Genomic DNA, 18,077 nt, shown 5'->3' with positions numbered 1-18,077 from the left:
CGTGTTCCGGTTTTCCCGCGCTCGTTCGGATTAGCAGATGAACACCCCGCTTCATCTGCCCCCACAAGGAACACCCATGCCCCTGCTCCCGTTCACCTTGCGCCCTCTGCTGCTGGCCTTGCCGTTGCTCGCTACCACCGCCGTGATGGCCGACGAAACCACGCGCCGCTACGACCTGCCCTCTGGCCCGCTGACCCAGCAGCTCAACCGCCTGGCCAGTGCGGCCGGTATCTACATCGCCGGCGACGGCGCGCTCAGCCAAGGCAAGGCCAGCAACCCGCTGCAAGGTGACTACACCCCCGAGCAGGCGCTTGAGCGCATATTGCAAGGCAGTGGCCTGGTCGCCGTACCCACAGGCGAACGCCAGTACCGGCTGCAACCTGCGGCACAAGGCGCAGGCCTGCAGCTGGCGCCGACCAGCGTTGACGCCCGTCGCGACAGTGCCTACGGTGCCGTGGACGGCTACCTGGCCACCCGTGCCAGCAGCGCCAGCAAGACCGACAGCGCGCTGCTGGAAACCCCAGCTTCGGTGTCGGTGGTAACCCGCGACCGGATCAAGGCCCAGGGTGCGCAGACCATTACCGAAGCGCTCAGCTACACTGCCGGCGTGCACACCAACGTGTCTGGCAACAACCCCACCGACAACACCTTGATGGTGCGCGGCTTCCAGCAGATCAACAGCGATGCCTACACCGACGGCCTGCGCAACAACAACACCGGCTACTATGCCCCCGAGCCCTTTGGCCTGGAACGCATCGAGGTACTCAAAGGGCCTGCCTCGGTGATTTACGGCCAGGGTGAGCCCGGCGGCATGGTCAACCTGGTCTCGAAAAAACCGCTGTTCGCCGCCCACCGTGAAGTGGGCCTGTCACTGGGCAACCACGACCGCCAGCAACTGAGCCTGGATGTCGGCGACCTGCTCGACAGCCAAGGCACCCTGGCCTACCGCCTGGTGATGCTCGGCCGCGATGCCGACAACGAAATCGACGGCATCAAGGACGACCGCCAGTACGTTGCGCCCAGCCTGACCTGGGCGCTCAACGAAGACACCAGCCTGACCCTGCTGGCGTCATACCAGAAAAACACCAACCTGTTCACCTCGAACATGGCCTACTCGTTGTTCGACGGCTCCAACCCCAACGGCCGGGTGCCCCGCCACCGCTCGCTGAACGAGCCGGGCTTCGACCGCGAGCAATCAGAAATGAACAACCTGGGCTACGAGCTGAGCCACCGCTTCAACGACACCTTCAGTTTCCGGCAGAACTTCCGTTACAGCCACATGCACGGTTACCAGGACCAGCTGTTCCGCAACAGTGGCGTGATCAATGGCAACACCCTGGCCCGTTACTACGAACTGCGTGACTACGAAAGCGACAACTACACCCTGGACAACCAGCTGCTGGCCAACTTCAGCACCGGCCCTGTACGCCATGACGTACTGCTGGGGGCCGACTACCTGCGCGGCCACCGCAACCAGGACATGCAGCACGGCGACGCGCCGTCGATCAACCTCTACAACCCGGTGCGCGGCGTGCAGATCGACACTTCGCGCTACACCTCGCTGCTGTCCACCGCCCGCGATGACCGCCAGGTCGGGTTGTACCTGCAAGACCAACTGCACCTCGACAACTGGGTCGCCACCCTTGGCGTACGCCACGACTGGGCGCGCCAGGACAGCACCAACCGCATCCTCGGCAGCCACCAGGTGATCACCGACGAGGCCACCACCGCTCGCGCCTCGTTCGGCTACAGCTTCGACATGGGCCTGTTCCCCTATGTGAGCTACAGCGAGTCGTTCAAGCTGGCCGCCGGCAACAGCTTCGACGGCTCCCCTTTCGAGCCGGAAACCGCCAAGCAATATGAAGTGGGCATCAAGTACCAGCCACCCGGCAGCGAACACTCCATCACTGTAGCGGCCTTCGACCTGCGCCGGCAAAACGTGGCCACCACCGATGTCGATCACCCGGGTTTCAGCGTACAGCAGGGTGAAGTGACCTCACGCGGGGTCGAGGTGGAGGGCGTGGCCAAACCGCTGCCGGGGCTTAACCTGATCACAGCGTACACCTACAACGATGTCGAGGTAACCCAGGACAACCCGAACGCGCTGGGTGTCAGCAACAAGGGCAATGCGCCGGTACGTGTGCCGCGCCACCTGGCCTCGCTGTGGGTCGACTACACCCTGCAAGGCGGGCCACTGGCCGGGCTTGGCGGCGGCCTGGGCGTGCGCTACACCGGGGCCACTTATGGCGATGCACAGAACACCTTCGAAGTGCCGGGCTACACCTTGGTCGATGCCATGCTGTCTTATGACTTCGGCAAGGCCAACAACGGCCTGCAAGGATTGTCGGCGCAACTCAACGTGAAGAACCTGACCGACAAATACTATGTGGCCGGCTGCTTCGCCACGGTGGCCTGCCTGTTGGGAACGGGGCGTACCGTCACTGTGGACCTGACGTATCGTTGGTAGTAGGCACCGCCTGGGGCGGTTCTACTGCCATGCTGCCAAGGTGTCGCCATGGCGGAAAAACGCCCTCAAGTGTTCAACAAAACACGACACCTTGGCCGACAGGTTCAGCCGCTCCAGGTACACCGCATAGATATCCGCTGGCGGCGTCTGGTAATCGCCCAGCACCTCCACCAGGCGCCCGCTGCGCAGGTGATCGGCCAGGTTCCACTCGGCCCGCAGCAGGATGCCCTGCCCATCCAGCGCCCAGTTCAGCGCCACTTCGCCATCGTTGGTGCTGAGACTGCCATGCACCTTCACCGACTCGCCATGCTTCCCACGGCTGAGCCGCCAGATGCCGAACGCGGCATCGTTCTGGCGCAACACGATGCAGTTGTGGCTGGCCAGGTCCTTGGGGGCTTGCGGGGTGCCGTGAGCTTCCAGATAGCTGGGTGCAGCGCACAACCTGCGGCGGTTGGCAGCGATCTTGCGAGCGATCAGGCGTGAGTCGGGCAGTTCACCAAAGCGGATGGCCACATCGATGGCGTCGTTCGGCAACGCGATGGGACGGTCGGTCAGGTGCAGTTGCACCTCCACCTCCGGGAAACGTTTGGCAAATGATGAGACTGCCGGCCCTACATGGGTACGCCCGAACCCCAACGGCGCATTGACACGCAACAGCCCCTTCGGCTCGGCACGGCTGCTGGACACCTGCCGCTCCATTTCCTCGATTTCACCCAATATCCGCCGGGCATTCACCAGGTAAGTCTCGCCTTCGGCGGTAAGGCTGATGCTGCGCGTGGTGCGGTTGAGCAAGCGCACACCCAGGCGCTGCTCCAGTTGCGCCAGGCGCTTGGAGACGGCTGGCGGGGTCAGGTTCAGTTCGCGCGCGGTGCCCGCCAGGCTGCCCACCCTGATCAGTTGGGTGAAGAACGCCAGCTCCGATACCGGATTCATAATTAACCTTAGGGAAACAATGAGTTGAATTTCATTGTATTACAGCATTTCTGAAAAACCATTACCTTTTGCCCTGCGTGATTAACCACAAAAACGCTGGGCTCTTCGGCCGCCAAGGCCAGGTGTGACCTGCACCCCACGATCAGCCCGGCCGCCAGATAAATCCGACTCACAACAATAATTCGGAGACGGCAATGGCCAAGCGATTGTTCGGCAAGCTTTATGTACAGGTATTGATCGGCGTAACCCTCGGGGTGCTGATCGGGGTGTTCTGGCCACAGGTTGGCGCGGACTTGAAGCCCATCGGTGACGCCTTCATCAAACTGATCAAGATGGTCTTCGCCCCGATCATCTTCGCCACGGTGGTGCTGGGCATCGCCAAGATGGAAAACATGAAGGAACTCGGCCGCGTGGGTGTACGTGCGCTGATCTACTTCGAAGTGCTGTCCACCTTCGCCCTGGTGCTTGGGCTAGTGGTGGTCAACATCGTGCAGCCCGGCCAAGGCATGAACGTCGACCCTGCCACCCTCGACGCCAAGAGCATCTCCACTTACACCGCTGCGGCGGCCGGCAACAGTGGCGGCTTCATCGACTTCATGCTGCATGTGATCCCGGGCAGCGTGACCGACGCCTTCGCCAAGAACGAGATCCTGCCGATCCTGCTGTTCAGTACCCTGTTCGGCATCGCCCTTTCCCACCTCGGCCCGCGCGGCAAACCGATGGTGGATGTGCTGGAAGCCTTTTCCCACGGCATGTTCTTCATCGTCGGCATGATCATGCGTGTGGCCCCGCTGGCCGCCTGCGGCGCCATGGCCTTCACCGTCGGCAAGTACGGCCTGGGCTCGATCGTCTCGCTGGGCAAGCTGATGGCGACCATGTACCTGACCTGCTTCCTGTTCGTGGTGATCGTGCTGGGCGCCATTGCCCGGCTGTGCGGTTTCAACCTGTGGAAGTTCCTCAAGTACCTGAAGGAAGAGCTGTTCACGGTACTGGGCACCAGCTCGTCCGAGTCGGTGGTGCCGCAACTGATGAACAAGCTGGAAAAGGTCGGCGTGTCCAAACCGGTGGTCGGCCTGGTGATCCCCTCGGGCCTTACCTTCAACCCGGACGGCCAGTGCATCTACTACACCATGGCCGCCATCTTCATCGCCCAGGCCACCAACACACCATTGACCTTGATGGACCAACTGATCGTGCTGGGCGTGCTGCTGCTCACCTCCAAAGGCTCGGCAGGTGTGACCGGTTCGGGCTTCATCACCCTGGCCGCCACACTGGCGACCATGGACAACATCCCCGTGGCCGGCATGGTGCTGCTGTTGGGCGTGGACCGCTTCATGTCCGAGGCCCGCGCCATCACCAACACCATCGGCAACGCCGTCGGCACGGTGGCCATCGCCCACTGGGTGGGCGCGCTGGACAAGCAGCGCATGGCGCAGGCCCTGGACGGCCAGCTGCCGGCCGAACCGCAAGCCGCTACGCCGCACCCTGCCCTTGCACGCATGGAGGCCGACACACCCACACCCTGACCTTTCGATAACAGCAAGAACGAACCCGCCTTGTGATGCAGTGAGGAAATAATCATGGACAAAGAAACCGCCGTGTCATCGCTTACCGACGTGATGGCCAAGTTCACCGCCTATATCGGCAAGCGCCTGCCCAAAGACGTCAAGGAAAAGACCGCCAAGTTACGTGCTGCCGAAACCAACCCGCTGGCCATCGCCGTGTACGACTCGATGGCCGACAACCAGGAATACGCCGACAAACTCAACCGTCCCAGCTGCCAGGACACCGGCGTGATCCAGTACTTCGTCTCGGCCGGCGCACGCTTCCCGCTGCTGGGTGAGATGGAAGGCATCCTTGAGAACGCCACCAAGGAAGCCACCATCCAGGGGCCGCTGCGCCACAACGCAGTGGAAACGTTCATCGAGAAAAACACCGGCACCAATACCGGCTCGAAAATCCCGTGGCTGGACTGGGAAATCATCCCCGATGCCGATCACTGCATCGTCGATGTGTACATGGCAGGTGGCGGCTGCACCTTGCCAGGTTCGGCCAAGGTGCTGATGCCGGGTCAAGGCTATGAAGGGGTGACCGAGTTCGTCTTCGATGTGATCACCTCACGCGGGGTCAATGCCTGCCCGCCGTTGCTGGTGGGGGTTGGGGTTTCAACCTCGGTAGAAACAGCAGCACGCCTGTCGAAGAAAGCCATTCTGCGTGAAGTGGATTCCAGCCACCCCAACGAAAGCGCGGCCATGATGGAAAAGCTGCTGGAAGACGGCCTGAACGAAATCGGCATCGGCCCCCAAGGCCTGACCGGTAACAGCAGCGTGATGGGCGTGAACATCGAGTCCTCGGCCCGTCACCCCTCCACCATCGGCGTGGCTGTGTCCACCGGTTGCTGGGCCCACCGACGCGGCAAGATCCGCATCAACGCCGACCTGACCTACGACATCCTCTCCCACGAAGGGGTAGTACTGTGAAAAAGATCCTCAGCACCCCGATCAGCGACGAAGACCTGGCCAGCCTCAACGTGGGCGATGTGGTCTACCTCACCGGCCAACTGGTGACCTGCCGTGACGTGGCACACCGGCGTCTCATCGAGCTGGGTCGCGAGCTTCCGGTTGACTTGCGTGGCGGCGCCATTTTCCACGCCGGTCCCATTGTCAGGAAGAAAGACGATGGCAGCTTCGAGATGGTGTCCATTGGCCCGACCACCAGCATGCGCATGGAAAAGTTCGAGAAGCAGTTCATCGAGCAGACCGGCGTCAAGCTGATTGTCGGCAAGGGCGGTATGGGCCCGGAGACCACCACCGGCTGCCTGGAGAACAAGGCGGTGCATGCGGTGTTCCCGGGAGGATGCGCGGTGCTGGCGGCCACACAGGTGGAAGAGATCGAACGTGCCGAATGGCAGGATCTGGGCATGCCTGAAACGCTTTGGGTGAACCGCGTGCGTGAGTTTGGGCCGCTGATCATCTCGATCGATACCAAGGGCAACAACCTGTTCGAGCAGAACAAGGCCCGCTTCAACGAACGCAAAGGGGCAGTGATCGAGAAGATCAACAGTCAGGTGCGCTTTATCAAGTAAGCGGGCGATGGTCGGGCTGCAAGGTGGCCCGACCTGTCAATTCTGCTAGGTGCGCAAGCGCCTGCGCTGCTTTAGATTCAAGCCCATACAACGACTCTACGCCGAGACAGGCGGTGACAGGTCCTAAGGGCACATAATCTTTAACGCGAGGTGCGTATCATGGGAAACGACAACACCCCAAAACAGAGCGGTGTCATCATGTTCTGGAAAGAAAACAACGGTACCGGACCAAGCGAGGGTCTTAATTTACCAGCAGAGGGAAGTGGCGAGACGGCAAGTAAAACGGTTGTTGCCAGCTACAGCAAAATTGCGATGAGCGACATCCCTTCAGCCTCGACCATCACCCTGAATTACAGGACGGCCCCAGACGACTGGACTGTGCGTTCCTCCATTAAATTCAGGACAACCCATAAGCCAGCTTCACTCAACCGCACCGAGTACAGCTATCTGCTCAATACCTATTCGGTTGGTGACTTCATCAGTGAGGGTCTGGGCCTGGAAGTGATTGCCAAGCAAGCGGGGCCCTCCCCTCAAGCTGATGTGAAGGCGGACCACCAGATAGATTGCTACGTTCATCTTTCCAAGTCGATACCTACAGACTGAACAGCTTTCACGCTTTTGTCAGCTCCCCGATCTTTTCCAGGCGCGCCCTGACAATGTTGCGGCTGATGTTCAACAGCCTGCCGGTCTGCAGCTGGTTCCCATGGCAGTACCGATACGCGGCACGAAACACCGTCTCCTCTATGTGTTCGTACAGGTTAGGGACATTCTGCTCGAACAATGCCAGCAACGCACTCTCCAGGTCCGGTGGCGGCGCAAGTGCCACCGGAGCATGGCTTTGGATTGCAGCCGGGCTCGTCGGCCTCATGTCCACCAAGTGCAGGTCCGCCGGCGCCACCACCTGATAGCGGCACACCAGCAACGCATGGTGAATGGCGTTCTCCAGCTCGCGAATGTTGCCCGGCCAGCTATGCGCCAGCAGTTTTCGTTCGGCATCCGGACTTAGCGAGGCGCGCTCGTAACCCAACCGTCGGCAATGCTCTTCGATGAAAAACTCCGCCAACGGCAGGATGTCCCCCGGCCGCTCGCGCAGCGGCGGCAGCCGGATTGTCGCGACGTGCAGGCGGTAGAACAGGTCCTCGCGAAAATGCCCCGCCACCACCGCATCGGCCAGGTTGACGTTGGTTGCCGCCACCAGCCGCACGTTGATCGGGATTGGCGTGCGTGAGCCCAGGCGCACCACTTCACGCTCCTGCAGCACCCGCAGCAACTTCACCTGCATGTTCAATGGCAGGTCACCGATTTCGTCGAGAAACAACGTGCCGCCATTGGCCGCCTCGAACCAGCCGGCCTTGTTGCTGGTGGCGCCGGTGAACGCGCCCTTCTCATGGCCGAACAGTTCGCTCTCCACCAGGGTTTCGGCAAAAGCACCGCAGTTCACCGCCACGAATGGCTCACGCCCACGGCGGCTGAGGTGATGGATATGGCGGGCGACCAGCTCCTTGCCGGTGCCGGTTTCGCCGATGATCAGGGTATTGGCCTCACTGGGCGCCAGGCGCTCGATACGGCTGAGCAGTTCCTGGGAGCGCGGGTCCTTGAACACGAGCACGGTGGCACGTACCGACTTGGTCAGCTCGCGGGCATTGGGGTGGGTGATCAGCGACATGGGGGCATTCCTGGCAGTTGACGCGCAGGCCCATAGTGCATGAAACAAATTAGATCAAAAAATTATTAATTAGTATTTGAATATTCGAAAAAGGAATATTCGATTTTTCAGCAGCCGACTGCTGCTGCAGCAGCAACCCGCCAGCACTCTCCTGCCCGCCGATCAGCAGGCCAAGCCCTTCACCGACAGGCAATCCCTCCCCGAAAGCCCCGCCAATCGAGCCCTGCAGGCCATTTTCAACTGGCTGGCATGCATTTCGCTCCAGGCCTGAGGAACCTTTGCCTGGAGCTGCACATGAACAATCCCTCGCGTCATGCCCTCACCTTGGCGCCGCTGCCATGTCCACCGGCAAAGTGGATGCCGCCGTGCTGCTCAACGAAGCCAGCGCCCTAAAAGACGAACGCGGGGTGCGCATCCTCTGGGCGACCAAGCAAGCCGCCAACGACTGGCCCTCCTCAAACGCTCAACTCAGCCATCAACCTTGAGACCCTGACTCATGAAACTGCCTGCTTCCCTCATCTTCGCCCTCAGCGCCCTGGCCCTGTCCGTGAGTGCCGTGGCCGCCGAAACCTACGCACCCAAGCCCGACCCGCAACAGGGCGATGGGCGCGTGTCGGCCTTCTACACCTGGACCAAGATCATCCCCGCCACGCCCGGCAAACTGCTGCGCAGCGAACCGCTGGAACAAGCCCTGAGCTTGCCCAGTGCGGCCAGTGCGCAACGCATCCTCTACACCTCGCTGGACGGTATCGACGGCAAGACCCCGGTTGTGGTTTCCGGCGCGCTGTTCATCCCCAAAGGCAAGGCACCGGCAGGCGGTTGGCCGGTTGCCAGCTGGGGCCATGGCACGGTCGGCGTGGCCGACATCTGCGCGCCATCCTGGGCCGGGCGCAGCTACCGCGACGTGCAATACCTCAACCGTTGGCTCGAAGAGGGCTACGCCATCGTTGCCACCGACTACCAAGGCCTGGGCGTCCCGGGCGGCCACCCGTTGCTGAACAACCGCATGGCCGCCTACGGCATTCTCGACGCGGCCAAGGCTGTGGTGGCCGGCGTACCGGGGCTGGCCGACAAGGTGCTGATCATCGGCCAGTCCCAGGGCGGTGCCGGTGCGTTTGCCGCTGGTGCCTACGCGGCCACTTATGCGCCCAAGCTAGGGGTCAAGGGCAGTATCGGCACTGGCGTGATCTATACCGTGGGCTCGAAAAACGTTGGCGAGCAGGACCAGGACAAAGTCGACCCGGCATTGGCTTACGGCTTCTACACCCTGCTGGCTGCGCAACAGTATGACCCGAGCATCGACCCGCGCGACTTCTATACCGACAAGGCCCTGCCGCTGTTCGAGCAGGCACGTACCAGCTGCCTGTCATCGCTGGTCAGTGATGTGGTCGGCACCGGCCTGACCCCGGCCAATGCCAAGAAAGACTATAAGGGCGACAAGCTCAAACCATGGCTGGCACAGGTGTCGTACCCGACCCTGAAACTGGCCCAGCCGATCTTCATCGGCACCGGTGCCGAGGACAAGACCCCCGCCGCCGCTACCCAGGTAGCGCTGATGCAGGACGCCTGCAAGGCCGGCTCTGTGGTGCAGGGCCACTTGTACAAGGGCCTGGGCCACAGCGAAACGGTGAATGCCTCGCTGAAGGACTCGATCCCCTTCGCCCGCCAGGTCATCAGCGGCCAGCCAGTCACCCCCAATTGCAGCCCAAGCGTCCAGTAAGGAGGCCGCCCCATGAGCATCGAATTTTTCACCCGCCTGCCCTTGCACGGCGAAACCCAGTTCTTGCCCGGCGACCCGCGCAACCGCGGCGACTGGCATGCAGGCGGGCCCAGTTCCGGTGCAGTGTCGGGGTTTGCCGTAGGTGATCACTTCACCTATATCGACTACCTCGGCCAGATCGCCCGCGCGGCGGAAATCAACGGCTTCGGCGGCGCGCTGATGGTCAACGCGCCGACCGGCGAAGAACCGTGGACAGTGTGCTCGCTGCTGGCTCGGGAAACGCGCACATTGAAATTCGTTACCGCGTTCCAGCCCTACCATTACACCCCGTGGGTGGCCGTGCAGCAGGCCGCGACCTACCAGCGCGCCACCGGTAACCGCCTGGTGTGGAACATCATCAACGGCGGCTCGGATGCCATCCAGCGCCAGGTCGGCGACTTCGAAGGCCATGACGAACGCTACGCCCGCGCCACCGAATTCATGGACGTGGTGCGCGGCTATTGGCACAACGAGCAGTTCCACTACGAAGGCACCTATTACCGTGCCGAAGGCGGCGGCCTTCGCGGCCCACTGAAAAAGGCCGAACTGCCGCTGATCTGCACGGCCGGCTCGTCGTTGGCAGCGCGGGAGTTTGCCGCCAAGCACGCCGACTTCTTCCTGATGCGCGCCGAGCACCCGGACGAGATCGCTGCGCTGATCGCCGACATCCGCGCCCGCGCGTTGAAGTGGGGGCGCACCGATATCCGTTTTGGCCTGTCCATCGACGTGATCGCCCGCGACACTGAAGAGGCAGCGCGGGCCGAGGCTAAACGCTTCTTCGACGAAGGCGTGGCCAAAGGCACGGTCAAGGCCCGCGCCGCACACACCGGCCTGCGCACAGCACGCAAGTTGAGCTACGAACACGACTACAACGAAAAGGACGAGCAACAGGCCTTCGACGACTTCTTCATCCACCCCAACGTGTGGACCGGCTTCGGCTACATCGGTATCCCGCCGGGCTGCGCGCTGGTGGGCAGCTACGCCAACGTGGTAGCGCGCATCCGCGAGTACCACGGCATCGGCATCGACCTGTTCTTCCTCGCCGGCTACCCGCACCTGGAAGAGGCCTACCGCCTCGGCGAGCACATCCTGCCGCACTTCCGTGCGCAGCGCGCAGCCCTTGCCCGCCCGGCAAGCGAACCCGTGCAGTTGCACGCCAGCAACGGAGCCTGACGCCATGGCCAGGGACGGTTACCCACTGAGCCGGCGCAGCTTCCTTGGCCACGCGGGCGTGCTGGCCGGCGGTTTGCTGGCCGGCTGCGGCCCTGCCGAGAGCCCAAACCATGCCGTGGCCGACCAGCCGCGCCATGGCGGGCGCCTGCGTTTAGGCATCATCGACGGCAACCAAAGCGGCAACCTCGACGCCCACAAGCCCATCGGCAGCGGCATCGTGCGTGGCTTTGCGCTGTACAGCAAGCTGTGGGAGTGGGACGAGCAGATGCAGCCGCGCCTGGCCCTGGCCGAGTTCGCCGAGCCCAATGCCGATGCCAGCAGCTGGACCCTGCGCCTGAAGCCCGGGCTGGAGTTCCACCATGGCAAGACCATCGACGCCGACGACCTGATCTTCTCCATCCGCCGCCTCACCGACCCGCAGTTGGCCTCGCCCTACGCGGCGCTGCTGCACTGGGTAGACCGCGACAACCTGGTCAGGCTGGATGACCGTACCGTGCGCCTGGCGTTTCGCGAGGGGCGCAGCTACCTGCCGCTGCCGGAAACCTGGGTCAATTTCGGCGGCATCGTGCCGGTGGACTACCACCCGGTCACCAACCCGGTCGGCGCCGGGCCTTACAAACTGAAAAGCTTCACCCCAGGCCAGCGCTCGCTGTTTACCCGCTTCGACAACTACTACAAACCCGGCAAGCCCTACGCCGATGAACTGGAGATCATCGACTTCAAGGACCAGACCGGCCGCCTGGCGGCACTGCGCGCCGGGCAGATCGACATGGCCAACGTCATGTCCACCGAGCACCTGCAGGTGCTGCAGGCCGACCCACGGCTGCGCCTGCTGAAGTCGGTGAGCGGCAACTGGCTGTCGTTCGACATGAACACGGCCAAAGCCCCGTTCGATGACCCGCGCGTGCGCGAGGCATTCCGCCTGCTGGCCGACCGTGACGAGTTGGTGCGCCGCGCGCTGAATGGCCAGGGCCGGGTGGCCAATGACCTGTATGCACCGTTCGACCCCACCTTCGACCACAGCATTGGCCCACGCCCCTATGATCCACAGCGCGCAGCACAGTTGTTGCGTGAAGCCGGCCATGAGCAGTTGCAGGTGGAACTGGTGACCACGGCTGGGCCGGGACTGGCTTCGGCACTGGTGCTGGCCGAACAGGCCCGGCGCATCGGCGTGACGATCAATGTGCGCCAGGTTGACCTGGCCACCTTCCAGGGCCCACAGCGCGACGACTGGACCTTGAGTACAGGTGGCAGCATCGGTGCGCCGTACCTGGCCAGCGCCATCCACACCGACGCGCCGTTCGCGGTGGCCAACAAGACCCACTTCCACGACCGCGAGTTCAGCGAGGCCTTCCTGGCCGCCATGGCTCAACCGGACCTGGAGCAACGCAAAGCGCTGGTGCACCGGGCGCAACGCATTCAGTACGCGCGCGGCGGCATGCTGATCTGGGGCTTTGCCGACCTGCTCGACAGTGTCAGCACCCGCGTGGGCGGCGCGCAGGCGGAGCAATCGCTGTTCAGTACCTGGCGGTTCGAGAGCCTGTGGCTCAAGAGCTGATCGCTGATCCAGCACAGTCTTCTGTGGGAGCGGGCTTGCCCGCGAACCAGGGCAAAGCCCTGGCCATGCAGCGCGGTGGATTCTTCGCGGGCAAGCCCGCTCCCACAGAGACCGTGTAAACGCATCAGAACCCCATAACCGCAGGCGCGGCTGCGCCCTCGTTTTTCCCCTATTCCTACTGTCGAACGAGGCCCAGCCAATGCCCCGCGTTACCTTGCTGCACCCAAAATTCCAGCCCAGCGCCCTGGCGCTGGCGATCCTGGCCACCAGCACGTCATTGGCCCACGCCGAAGACACCCAGCTGCAAACCGTCACCGTGCAGGCCGAGCAGACCGACGACGACGCCCTGCCCACTCGCCCGCCCGCCTCGATTTATGGCGGCCTGGAAGCCAAGGTGCTCGACACCCCGCGCTCGGTCACCCAGATCAACGCCGAACAACTGGCCAACGACCCCATCCGCAGTTCCGACGATCTGGTCAAATACGCCCCCGGCATCACCCGAGGCGGTGGCCAGAACGCCGGGATCGCCCCGCAGATGCGCGGGCAGAACACCGAGGTGTTTCAGGACGGCCAGCGCGCCTACGGGGTTCGCCACCCCGCCAACTTCAACGCCTACGAAGGCGCCGATATCGTCGCCGGGCCGTCGTCGGTGACCTACGGCTCGGTCAGCGGCAGTGGCGGCTACGTCAACTACCTGAGCAAGAAACCCGATTTCAACCGTTTCCGCACCAAACTCAGCGGCGAAATCGGCAGCTGGATCCCCGATGGCGAATCGCGCGATGCCACCACGTTCAGCATCGACAACACCGGCCCGCTTACGGACAACCTGGCTTACCGGGTGAGCATCACCCGCCAGCGCCAGGAAGACTTCTACGACAACGTCGAGAACAACTTCGACGCGTTCTACGGTGCGTTGGCCTGGCGCAACGACAACGTGCGGGTGGACTGGAACGCCGCCTACGACGACTACTACGACTACAACATCACCCACGGCTGGAACCGCGCCACCCAGGACCTGGTCGACCACGGCAAGTACTATGCCGGCCGTGCCACGCCGATCATCCAGAACGGCAACACCCTGTGGTCACCGGTGCTGTCCTCGGGCGCAGCCGACGCCCAGGTGCTCGGCTGGGTGCAACGCCAGCGCAATGCCCAGGGCCAGTACTCAGTGGTGGACGGCAGCTTTCAGGGCGCCTCGCCCAATACCCAGGCCAACCCCGGCAGCCTGCGCGGCTGGGTCTACGACCCGTCACTTGCGGGTAACGGCCTGACCTCGTTGTCGTCACAAACCGGCCAGCGTGCACAGGACGAAAACCGCTCACGGCGCTTTACCACGCAACTGCGCGTCGAAGGTGACCTGACCCCGTCGATCACCCTGGCCAACAGCACCTTTTACCAGCACTCCACCGACACAACGGACGCAGTGGGTGCGTTTCAGGTGCAGGGCAAGGACGATATCTTCGACAACCGCTTCGAGTTCCGCGCCCGTGGCCAATTGCAGCTGGGCGACCTGACCCTGGTCGACGACACTAACACCGGGCTGATCTACCGCCGCGAACGTAACGAGTCGATCGCCGCCAACAACAGCTTCGGCAGCACCATCAACGCCTATGACCTGACCCTCGACCCGACCTTGAAGAACCCCGGCGACCTCCTCGGCCTGAGTGGCCGCAACCCCGCCGGTGGCAATGCTGCCTGGATCGGCCAACCCGGCGTGCCTCAGCTTTCCGGCTACTACGGCTGGCTCAACCTGCCCGCCATGTACCCGGCCGGGCATGGCCTGTATGCCGAGTCAGTGGCGCCGTACACCGCCGACAGCACCTGGACCACCAAGACCCTGTTCAGCCAGCACAACCTGCGCCTGGGCGAGCGCGTGGGCCTGAACGTGGGCGCGAGCCGCAGCTGGATAGACGCCCGTATCGAAAACCCCTTCGTGTTGCCCGGCGGCAACCCGCGCAAGGATTCGGACAACTACAGGCTGTTCTCGGTGCAGGTCAGCCCCTATGTCAAACCTACGGAAAACAGCACGCTTTACTACACCTTCGACCGCTCGCTGGCGGTGAACACCGGCTTTTTCACCAATGGCCTGGGCTGGGGCAGCGGCAGTGGGGCCAACCAGCTCAATCCGCTGGCCTTCGAAAGCCTGAGCGTGTTGCATGAGGTGGGTTTGAAAGTGGAGGCAGTGCCCGACCAGCTGTTCCTTACCCTGGCTGCCTACAAGCAGGCCCGCGACCAGTCGCCGGACAGCAACAACAACATCGCCCGGTTGATCGTCAAAGGCTGGGAGGCAACGCTGCGCTACCAGGACCAGCATCTGCGCAGCGGCCTCAACCTCAGCCGCATCAGCGCCTACAACGAGTTCACCAGCCAGGCCGGATTCGCATCGGCCGGTTTCATTCCCGACAACGGTACGGTGTTCGGCGACAACAACAGCCTCAACCAGCGGCCGTCCGGCAAGTTCGATGCAGTGCAAATTCCTGAATACAACGCCGGCGGCTATGTCGACTACCGCTTCGATTCAGGGTTTGGCGTGGAACTGTCGGGTTGGTGGACCAGCAGCTGGTACCTGAACCTGAGCAAGACGGTGAAGGTGCCGGACGAATACAACCTTGACCTGGCGGTGTATTACCGTCAGCCGCAGTGGGGGGTGACGGTGCGCATGCTCAATGTGACCGATGAACTGAACTTCGTCAGTGGGCTGGCCGGTTCCACCAACACCTTCCTGCAGCCGATGCCGGGGCGCACGCTGCTGGCGCAGGTGGATTACCAGTTCTGATCCTTGCCTCCAGACCCGCTCTGGCTTTTTGTGGGAGCGGCCTTGTGCCGCGAATGGGCCGCAACGCGGCCCCAGCAATCTCAGCCTTTAACCGCTTCCTGCAGGTGCAGCCAGAGCCGCTCGACATCCCCCCGCTCGGTCGGCAGCGCACCAATCGAAATCCGCACCATCCACCGCCCATCCAACGTCGCCGGCGTCACATACGCCTCGCCAGATGCATTCAGCCGCTCGGCCCACCCTTTGGTGTACACATCCAGCCCCTCCCCTGCCAGCCCCGCCGGCCGATGGCGAATGCACAGGGTCTGCAACTGCACCGGCGCCAACACCTCCCACTCAGCAGCAGCCCCAACCTGCCCCGCCAGCCACTGAGCATTGTCCAGGTCGCGCCGCAACCGTGCCTGCAATGCCTCGACTCCCTCGCTGCGCAACATGAACCATAGCTTCAAGGCACGGAACCGACGGCCCAGCGGAATGCCCCAGTCACGCAGATTCTTCACCTCGCCATCCACCGCTGACTGCAGGTAGCTGGGGTTGGTGCTCATCACCCGGATCAGGTGCTGCGGGTCGCGCACATAGTAGATCGAGCAATCGAAGGCCACACCCAGCCACTTGTGGGCGTTGACCACCACCGAATCGGCCAGCTCGATGCCATCCCACATCCAGCGGCACTCAGGCAGGATCATCGCCGAACCGGCCATGGCCGAGTCCACATGCAGCCACAGGCCGTAGGCCTGGGCGATCTCGCCGATCGGGCGCAGCGGGTCGAGGGCGGTGGTGGTCGTGGTGCCCGTGGTGGCCACGACCGCGCAGGGTTGGTTGCCAGCAGCCAGGTCCTGCTCAATCGCCGCCCGCAACGCCTCTGGGCGTAGAGCATAACGTTCGTCAGTGGGGATGAGGCGGATATTGTCGCGGCCAAAACCTGCCAGCAGCGCGGCCTTGTCTACCGAGCTGTGGGCATGCGCACTGACATACACGATCAAAGGCTTGGCTTCGGCCTGCAGGCCGCCGCGTACCAAGGCGTAGTCGGTCGCGCGCTCACGGGCGCTGATCAGCGCTACCAGGGTGCTGGTCGACGCGGTGTCCTGGATCACCCCGCTCCATTGGCCCGACAGGCCGAGCAACTGGCGTAGCCAGTCGAGGGTGGTTTCTTCCAGCTCGCTCAGTGCCGGGCTGGACTGCCACGACAGGCCCAGCACGCCCAGGCCGGTGCTGAGAAAATCGCCGAGCACCGATGACAGGGTGCCGTTAGAGGGGAAGTAGCCGTAGAAGTCCGGGTGCTGCCAATGGGACAGGCCAGGCATGACCAGCTGGTTGACATCGTCGAGGATGGCCTCGAAGGGTTCGCCTTGCTGTGGCGCGGTTGCGGGCAAGGCGGCCTTGAGGTAGCCGGGCTCGACTTGAGCCATGACCGGGCGTTCGCCGACGGTTTGCCGGTAGTCGGCGATCAGGTCGATCAGTTGGTGGCCGTACTGACGGAATTGCTCGGGGGTCACGTGGGGGCTCCTGTGATTGTTCCACTGCCCCCAGTCTAGGCACCTGTGCCGCAGCGAATAACCCCGCTTCGCGCATACCTGCTATGGCAAACCCGCATGCCCACCCTGCACCCCGAACTGCGACTGGCGCCACAGTTCGAACACCCGGTTGCGCAGCCAGCGGTGTTCGGCCGAGGCCTGCAGGCGCTGGTGCCACACCACCCAGTAGCGCTGGCTGTGATCGATAAACCCCAGCGGCCGCCAGGCCAGGTCGTTCAGGCGGCACAGTTGCCGGGCTATATGCTCGGGCACGGTTGCGACGGCCTGGCTGTTGGCGATCACCTGCACAGTGGCGGAGAAGAACGGCACTTCCAGGCTAACCCGTCGCTGCAGGCCTTGGGCGCGCAGGTGGCGGTCGATGAAGCTGTCCTTGTCGCCACCGCCGGAAATACGCACATGCTTATGCGCCAGGTAATCGGCCTGGCTGAGTGCGCCATGGGCGGCCAGCGGGTGGTCCTGACGCATCAGGCACACGGCCCGGTCCTCGCCCAGCAACCGCCCGTGCAGGTTGGGTGGCGACTCGTCGAACAGCGTAGTGGCCAGGTCGATCTCGCCGCTGGCCAGCAAGGCATACTGGCCGGCCTGCCAGGTACGGTATTCCAGCGATACCCCCGGTGCTTCATGCTCCAGCGCTGCCACCAGTAACGGCAGCATGTGCTCGGCCACATAGTCCGAGGCAGCCAGGCAGAAGCGCCGCTCGCAGCGCGCCGGATCGAATACAGCGGGCTGGCGCAAGGCACTCAGTTCTTCGAGGACCTGGCGCAGGGGCTCGACCAGTGCTTCGGCGTGTTCGCTGAGTACATAGCCACGGCCTTGACGGACCAGCAGCGGGTCGTCGAACGCTTCACGCAGGTGAGCCAGCTGGCGGCTCAGGGCCGACTGGCTGACACCCAGGCGCTCGGCGGCGTGGCTGAGGTTTTTCAGCTGCAACAGGTGGTCGAGGGTGCGCAGGTGGGCAAGGCTGAGGGAGGCGAAGGTGGGATTCATCAAGGGTTCGGCTCCAGACCGCAGGCGAGGGCTTTGCCTCGTTTCGCGGCACAAGGCCGCTCCTACAGGGACCGCACAGGCCCTGGGCAGGTGCGGTCCCTGTAGAAGCGGCCTTGTGTCGCGATGGGCCGCAAAGCGGCC

14 protein-coding genes and 1 pseudogene are annotated in these 18,077 nt (G+C 63.3%); 10 read left to right on the top strand and 5 right to left on the bottom strand.

What is annotated here, in order from left to right; all coding sequences use genetic code 11:
• Nucleotides 1–76 precede the first annotated feature (76 nt).
• A complete protein-coding gene (locus QQL85_RS17220) occupies nt 77–2,467 on the top strand; it encodes a TonB-dependent siderophore receptor (protein WP_284354678.1) in 2,391 nt (796 codons plus the stop codon).
• 21 nt (nt 2,468–2,488) lie between these two features.
• Here QQL85_RS17220 and QQL85_RS17215 read toward each other — a convergent pair whose 3' ends face one another.
• On the bottom strand, nt 2,489–3,400 hold the full coding sequence (locus tag QQL85_RS17215) for a LysR substrate-binding domain-containing protein (protein ID WP_284354679.1): 912 nt from the start codon (nt 3,398–3,400) through the stop codon (nt 2,489–2,491).
• Nucleotides 3,401–3,594: 194 nt separating this feature from the next.
• On the opposite strand from QQL85_RS17215, the gene QQL85_RS17210 reads away from it, so the two are divergent.
• From QQL85_RS17210 to QQL85_RS17195, 4 genes are all read left to right on the top strand, one after another.
• Nucleotides 3,595–4,926: a dicarboxylate/amino acid:cation symporter gene (locus QQL85_RS17210; RefSeq protein WP_284354680.1), complete on the top strand. Its 1,332-nt coding sequence runs from the start codon at nt 3,595–3,597 to the stop codon at nt 4,924–4,926.
• 54 nt (nt 4,927–4,980) lie between these two features.
• Nucleotides 4,981–5,880, top strand: a complete 900-nt coding sequence (gene ttdA / locus QQL85_RS17205; protein ID WP_284354681.1) for a L(+)-tartrate dehydratase subunit alpha — start codon at nt 4,981–4,983, stop codon at nt 5,878–5,880.
• On the top strand, nt 5,877–6,485 hold the full coding sequence (ttdB, locus tag QQL85_RS17200; protein ID WP_019097988.1) for a L(+)-tartrate dehydratase subunit beta: 609 nt from the start codon (nt 5,877–5,879) through the stop codon (nt 6,483–6,485). The genes ttdA and ttdB overlap by 4 nt, the downstream gene beginning before the upstream one ends.
• Nucleotides 6,486–6,644: 159 nt before the next feature.
• The gene (locus tag QQL85_RS17195; protein ID WP_284354682.1) at nt 6,645–7,088 is read left to right on the top strand and encodes a hypothetical protein; all 444 of its coding nucleotides are present in this window, start codon (nt 6,645–6,647) and stop codon (nt 7,086–7,088) included.
• A gap of 7 nt (nt 7,089–7,095) precedes the next feature.
• Here QQL85_RS17195 and QQL85_RS17190 read toward each other — a convergent pair whose 3' ends face one another.
• Nucleotides 7,096–8,151 (bottom strand): sigma-54 interaction domain-containing protein, encoded by a 1,056-nt coding sequence (locus QQL85_RS17190; RefSeq protein ID WP_284354683.1) that lies wholly within the window; start codon nt 8,149–8,151, stop codon nt 7,096–7,098.
• A 49-nt stretch (nt 8,152–8,200) separates the two neighbouring features.
• The gene (locus QQL85_RS17185) at nt 8,201–8,344 is read right to left on the bottom strand and encodes a hypothetical protein (protein WP_284354684.1); all 144 of its coding nucleotides are present in this window, start codon (nt 8,342–8,344) and stop codon (nt 8,201–8,203) included.
• Between the two features lie 124 nt (nt 8,345–8,468).
• Here QQL85_RS17185 and QQL85_RS17180 point away from each other — a divergent pair.
• The 5 genes and pseudogenes from QQL85_RS17180 to QQL85_RS17160 form a co-directional block, all read left to right on the top strand.
• Nucleotides 8,469–8,600 (top strand): annotated as a pseudogene (locus QQL85_RS17180) (nitrate ABC transporter substrate-binding protein); the annotation flags it as partial.
• Between the two features lie 47 nt (nt 8,601–8,647).
• A complete protein-coding gene (locus tag QQL85_RS17175; protein WP_284354685.1) occupies nt 8,648–9,871 on the top strand; it encodes a lipase family protein in 1,224 nt (407 codons plus the stop codon).
• A gap of 12 nt (nt 9,872–9,883) precedes the next feature.
• The gene (locus tag QQL85_RS17170) at nt 9,884–11,083 is read left to right on the top strand and encodes an LLM class flavin-dependent oxidoreductase (RefSeq protein WP_284354686.1); all 1,200 of its coding nucleotides are present in this window, start codon (nt 9,884–9,886) and stop codon (nt 11,081–11,083) included.
• 4 nt (nt 11,084–11,087) lie between these two features.
• Nucleotides 11,088–12,641 carry an ABC transporter substrate-binding protein gene (locus tag QQL85_RS17165; protein ID WP_284354687.1) on the top strand — a complete coding sequence of 518 codons (1,554 nt, stop codon included), beginning with the start codon at nt 11,088–11,090 and terminating at the stop codon, nt 12,639–12,641.
• 199 nt (nt 12,642–12,840) lie between these two features.
• Entirely contained in the window at nt 12,841–15,417 is a 2,577-nt protein-coding gene (locus QQL85_RS17160; protein WP_284354688.1) for a TonB-dependent receptor, read from the top strand.
• Nucleotides 15,418–15,497: 80 nt separating this feature from the next.
• On the opposite strand, the gene QQL85_RS17155 is transcribed toward QQL85_RS17160, so the two are convergent.
• Both QQL85_RS17155 and QQL85_RS17150 read right to left on the bottom strand, forming a co-directional pair.
• Nucleotides 15,498–16,910, bottom strand: coding sequence for a DOPA decarboxylase (locus QQL85_RS17155; protein ID WP_284354689.1), 1,413 nt, complete (start codon nt 16,908–16,910; stop codon nt 15,498–15,500).
• An 81-nt stretch (nt 16,911–16,991) separates the two neighbouring features.
• Entirely contained in the window at nt 16,992–17,936 is a 945-nt protein-coding gene (locus QQL85_RS17150; protein WP_284354690.1) for a LysR family transcriptional regulator, read from the bottom strand.
• Nucleotides 17,937–18,077: the final 141 nt, after the last annotated feature.

It is taken from the genome of Pseudomonas putida (genome assembly GCF_030159595.1).
Classification (GTDB): Bacteria; Pseudomonadota; Gammaproteobacteria; order Pseudomonadales; family Pseudomonadaceae; genus Aquipseudomonas; species Aquipseudomonas putida_AC.
Note: the sequence above shows the minus strand (reverse complement) of the source record. Positions and strands in the feature narration are given on the sequence as shown.

Coding starts and splice junctions, on each gene's coding strand:
- QQL85_RS17220 (WP_284354678.1), top strand. CDS start 77: ATGCCCCTGCTCCCGTTCACCTTGCGCCCTCTGCTGCTGGCCTTGCCG.
- QQL85_RS17215 (WP_284354679.1), bottom strand. CDS start 3,400: ATGAATCCGGTATCGGAGCTGGCGTTCTTCACCCAACTGATCAGGGTG.
- QQL85_RS17210 (WP_284354680.1), top strand. CDS start 3,595: ATGGCCAAGCGATTGTTCGGCAAGCTTTATGTACAGGTATTGATCGGC.
- ttdA (WP_284354681.1), top strand. CDS start 4,981: ATGGACAAAGAAACCGCCGTGTCATCGCTTACCGACGTGATGGCCAAG.
- QQL85_RS17195 (WP_284354682.1), top strand. CDS start 6,645: ATGGGAAACGACAACACCCCAAAACAGAGCGGTGTCATCATGTTCTGG.
- QQL85_RS17190 (WP_284354683.1), bottom strand. CDS start 8,151: ATGTCGCTGATCACCCACCCCAATGCCCGCGAGCTGACCAAGTCGGTA.
- QQL85_RS17175 (WP_284354685.1), top strand. CDS start 8,648: ATGAAACTGCCTGCTTCCCTCATCTTCGCCCTCAGCGCCCTGGCCCTG.
- QQL85_RS17170 (WP_284354686.1), top strand. CDS start 9,884: ATGAGCATCGAATTTTTCACCCGCCTGCCCTTGCACGGCGAAACCCAG.
- QQL85_RS17165 (WP_284354687.1), top strand. CDS start 11,088: ATGGCCAGGGACGGTTACCCACTGAGCCGGCGCAGCTTCCTTGGCCAC.
- QQL85_RS17160 (WP_284354688.1), top strand. CDS start 12,841: ATGCCCCGCGTTACCTTGCTGCACCCAAAATTCCAGCCCAGCGCCCTG.
- QQL85_RS17150 (WP_284354690.1), bottom strand. CDS start 17,936: ATGAATCCCACCTTCGCCTCCCTCAGCCTTGCCCACCTGCGCACCCTC.